The sequence below is a fragment of the Kitasatospora sp. NPDC059327 genome, from assembly GCF_042752535.1.
Taxonomy (GTDB): domain Bacteria; phylum Actinomycetota; class Actinomycetes; order Streptomycetales; family Streptomycetaceae; genus Kitasatospora.
The window spans coordinates 1-3,152 of sequence record NZ_JBHYYB010000228.1 but is presented as its reverse complement, the minus strand read 5'-3'; the positions used below and the strand labels follow the sequence as shown (position 1 = coordinate 3,152).

General features: G+C 74.1%; 3 protein-coding genes. 2 read left to right on the top strand and 1 reads right to left on the bottom strand.

Annotated features, from left to right (window positions below):
* Positions 1-1,340, top strand: a 1,340-nt coding sequence (locus ACFXHB_RS44565; protein ID WP_380582925.1) for a sulfatase, incomplete at its 5' end; no start/stop codon positions are given.
* Positions 1,341-1,435: 95 nt separating this feature from the next.
* Positions 1,436-2,488: a formylglycine-generating enzyme family protein gene (locus ACFXHB_RS44560; RefSeq protein ID WP_380582923.1), complete on the top strand. Its 1,053-nt coding sequence runs from the start codon at positions 1,436-1,438 to the stop codon at positions 2,486-2,488.
* A 36-nt stretch (positions 2,489-2,524) separates the two neighbouring features.
* On the opposite strand, the gene ACFXHB_RS44555 is transcribed toward ACFXHB_RS44560, so the two are convergent.
* Positions 2,525-3,152, bottom strand: a 628-nt coding sequence (locus tag ACFXHB_RS44555; RefSeq protein ID WP_380582921.1) for a phospholipase domain-containing protein, incomplete at its 5' end; no start/stop codon positions are given.

Sequence of the window (3,152 nt, the reverse complement as noted above, 5' to 3'; positions counted from 1 at the left end):
CCGCGGCCCCGGCCGCGCTCCAGGTGGCCGCCGCCCGGCCGGCGGCCGCCGCGACCGGGGCCGCCCGGCCGAACATCCTGCTGATCGTCACCGACGACCAGCCCAAGCAGACCGACTGGGCGATCCGGCGGACCGTCGACTGGATCGCCGGCCAGGGCGTCCGGTTCACCCACGGGCACGTCACCACGCCGCTCTGCGCGCCCTCGCGGTCGTCGGTCTTCTCCGGCCGGTACGCCCACAACCACGGCGTGCGCAACAACGGCGCCTCGTACAGCCTGGACCAGCACACCACCGTGCAGCGCTACCTCAAGCAGGCCGGCTACCGCACCGGGCTGTTCGGCAAGTACCTCAACTCCTGGACCCTGGCGGACAACCCGCCGCACTTCGAGGAGTGGGCGCTGCTCCAGCCCGCCTACAACGACGCCCGCTGGAACATCGACGGCACGGTCCAGACGCTCACCGGCTACACCACCGACATCGTCAGGAACCGCACGCTGGCCTTCCTGGACAAGGCCGCCACCGACGCCCGCCCGTGGTTCGCCTACGTGACCCCGTACGCCTCGCACGCGCCCAACGTCCCGGCCGCCAAGTACGCCGACACGGTGGTGCCGCCGTGGAACGGGCGCCCGTCGGTCCTTGAGACCGACCGCAGTGACAAGCCCGAGTACATCCAGAACGCCACCGCCACGCTGGCCGACGCCCAGGCGCTGCGGACCAGGCAGCTGCGGACCCTGCTCTCCGTCGACGACGCCGTCCAGGCGATCCACGACAAGCTGGCGGCGCTCGGCCAGCTCGACAACACCCTGGTCGTCTACCTCGGCGACAACGGCTTCACCTGGGCCGACCACGGCTGGAGCAAGAAGTCCGTGCCCTACTCCCCGGCCCACGAGGTGCCGTTCTACCTCTCCTGGCCGGCCGGCGGGCTCGGCGCGGGCACGGTCGACAACCGGGTCGTCGCCAACATCGACATCGCCCCGACCATCCTCGACGCCGCCGGCATCACCCCGGACACCCCGCAGGACGGCCACTCGCTGCTCACCGGGTACAGCAGGGACCACCTGCTGGTCGAGTGGTGGAAGCAGGGCACGGCGGCGGGCGGCCCGCCCACCTGGTCCTCGTACGTCGCGAAGGACCGGCAGTACACCGAGTACTACGCGCTGCACACCGACGCGAACGGCACCGTCTCCGGCACGGGCGCGGTGAAGTTCCGCGAGTACTACGACCTGGCCGGCGACCCGTACCAGCTGTCCAACCTGCTGTACCAGGCGACGCCGCAGCAGGAGGCGGCGCTCGGCATCCCGGGGCTGGCGGCGCAGTTGGCCGCCGACCGGAGCGCCTGACCGTCCGACCGCCGGTGGTCGGCGCCCCGCACCCGGTCCGCCGGTGCGGGGCGCCGGCCCCGGCCCGACCACCGCGGAACGAGGAACGGAACACCGTGCCGACGACCACCAAGCCCTGCTGCACCCCCGGCCGAGGGGCGGATGCCCCCGTCCCGCTCGGCGCCCCCGTCCTGCTCGGCGCCCCCGTCCTGCTCGGCGCACCTGCCCCGCTCGCCGCCCCCGGCGTGGTCGCCCCCGTCGTCCCGGCCCCCGTCGACCCGAGGGCCGCGCGTGTCGCGAGCCGGCTGACCGGGCTGCCCGGCGGCCGGTTCCTGATGGGCACGGAGGACCGGACGGGCTACCCGGCCGACGGCGAAGGCCCGGTGCGCGAGGTGGAGTTGAGTCCGTTCCGGATCGCGCCGACCACGGTGACCAACGCCGCGTTCGCGACCTTCGTCAAGGCCACCGGCTACCGGACCGAGGCCGAGGGCTTCGGCTTCTCCTTCGTCTTCGAGGGCTTCCTGCCCGAGGAACTCGCCGCCGCCGCACCGCCGGTGGCCGCCGTGCCCTGGTGGCGGGCGGTGGCCGGGGCGAGCTGGCGGGCGCCGGAGGGTCCCGGGTCCTCCGTCACGACGCGGCAGAACCACCCCGTCGTGCACGTGTCGTGGCACGACGCGCAGGCGTACTGCGCCTGGTCCGGAACCCGGCTGCCGACCGAGGCCGAGTGGGAGTACGCCGCCCGGGGCGGCCTGGAGCAGAAGCGCTACCCCTGGGGCGACGAACTCGCCCCAGGGGGGAAGCACCTGTGCAACATCTGGCGGGGCGTCTTCCCGACGCTGAACACGGCGGAGGACGGTCACCGGGGCACGGCCCCGGTGACCGCCTTCCGGCCGAACGGCTTCGGGCTGTACAACACCGTCGGCAACGTCTGGGAGTGGTGCGCGGACCGGTTCAGCCCCGGCTTCCACCGCACCGGGCCGCGCCGTGACCCGGCCGGTCCGCCGGACGGCTCGGCGCGGGTGATGCGCGGCGGCTCCCACCTGTGCCACGCGTCGTACTGCAACCGCTACCGGGTGGCGGCGCGCAGTTCCAACACGCCCGACAGCTCGGCCGGCAACATCGGCTTCCGGGTCGCGGCCGGCCCGCTGGCGCCGGGCTCGGCCGGCTGAGGGGTCGGGTCGGCGGACGGTCCCGGCCGTCCGGGTTCAGTGCAGCGTGCCCGCGTAGCGCTGGGCGAAGCGGGTGCCGGTGGGGGCGGTGACGGTGACGTCGTAGCGGGACCGGTCGAGCGGGTAGCCGACGGTGGTGCTGGACGCCGGGGCGACCCGGACGGTCTGGACGGTGCCCGCGTAGTCGTTGGGCGTGAGGGTGAAGGTGATCGCGGTCTGCCCGGTGTTGGAGAGCCGGACGGTGAGCGCCGTGGTGCCCGGGGTGGCGGTCACCACGGGAACGGCGATGTCGTCCTGGCCGTCGCGGACGACGGTGCCGGCGAAGCGGCGGACGAAGCCGTCCGGGCCGTGGACGGTGAAGTCGTAGCGGCCGTCGGTGGCGGCGGCGTCCCAGGTGTACGTGCGGGAGGCGCCCGGGGCGACCGAGAACGGGGTGCCGGCGAAGGCGTACACGATGTTGGGGTAGACGGTGTAGGGGAAGGCGACCGTGCCGTCGTTGGTCAGGGTGCAGGTGACCAGACCGGTGGCGCGGTCGACGGTGATGTCGGCCCAGGGCCGGTAGGGCAGCCGGCGGTGCGGGCGGTCGCCGGGTTCCTGGACGGGCATCGACTGGGTGCCGGCGGCGGGCAGGGCGACGCCGGGGAGTTTGGTGCCGGCGTCGGAC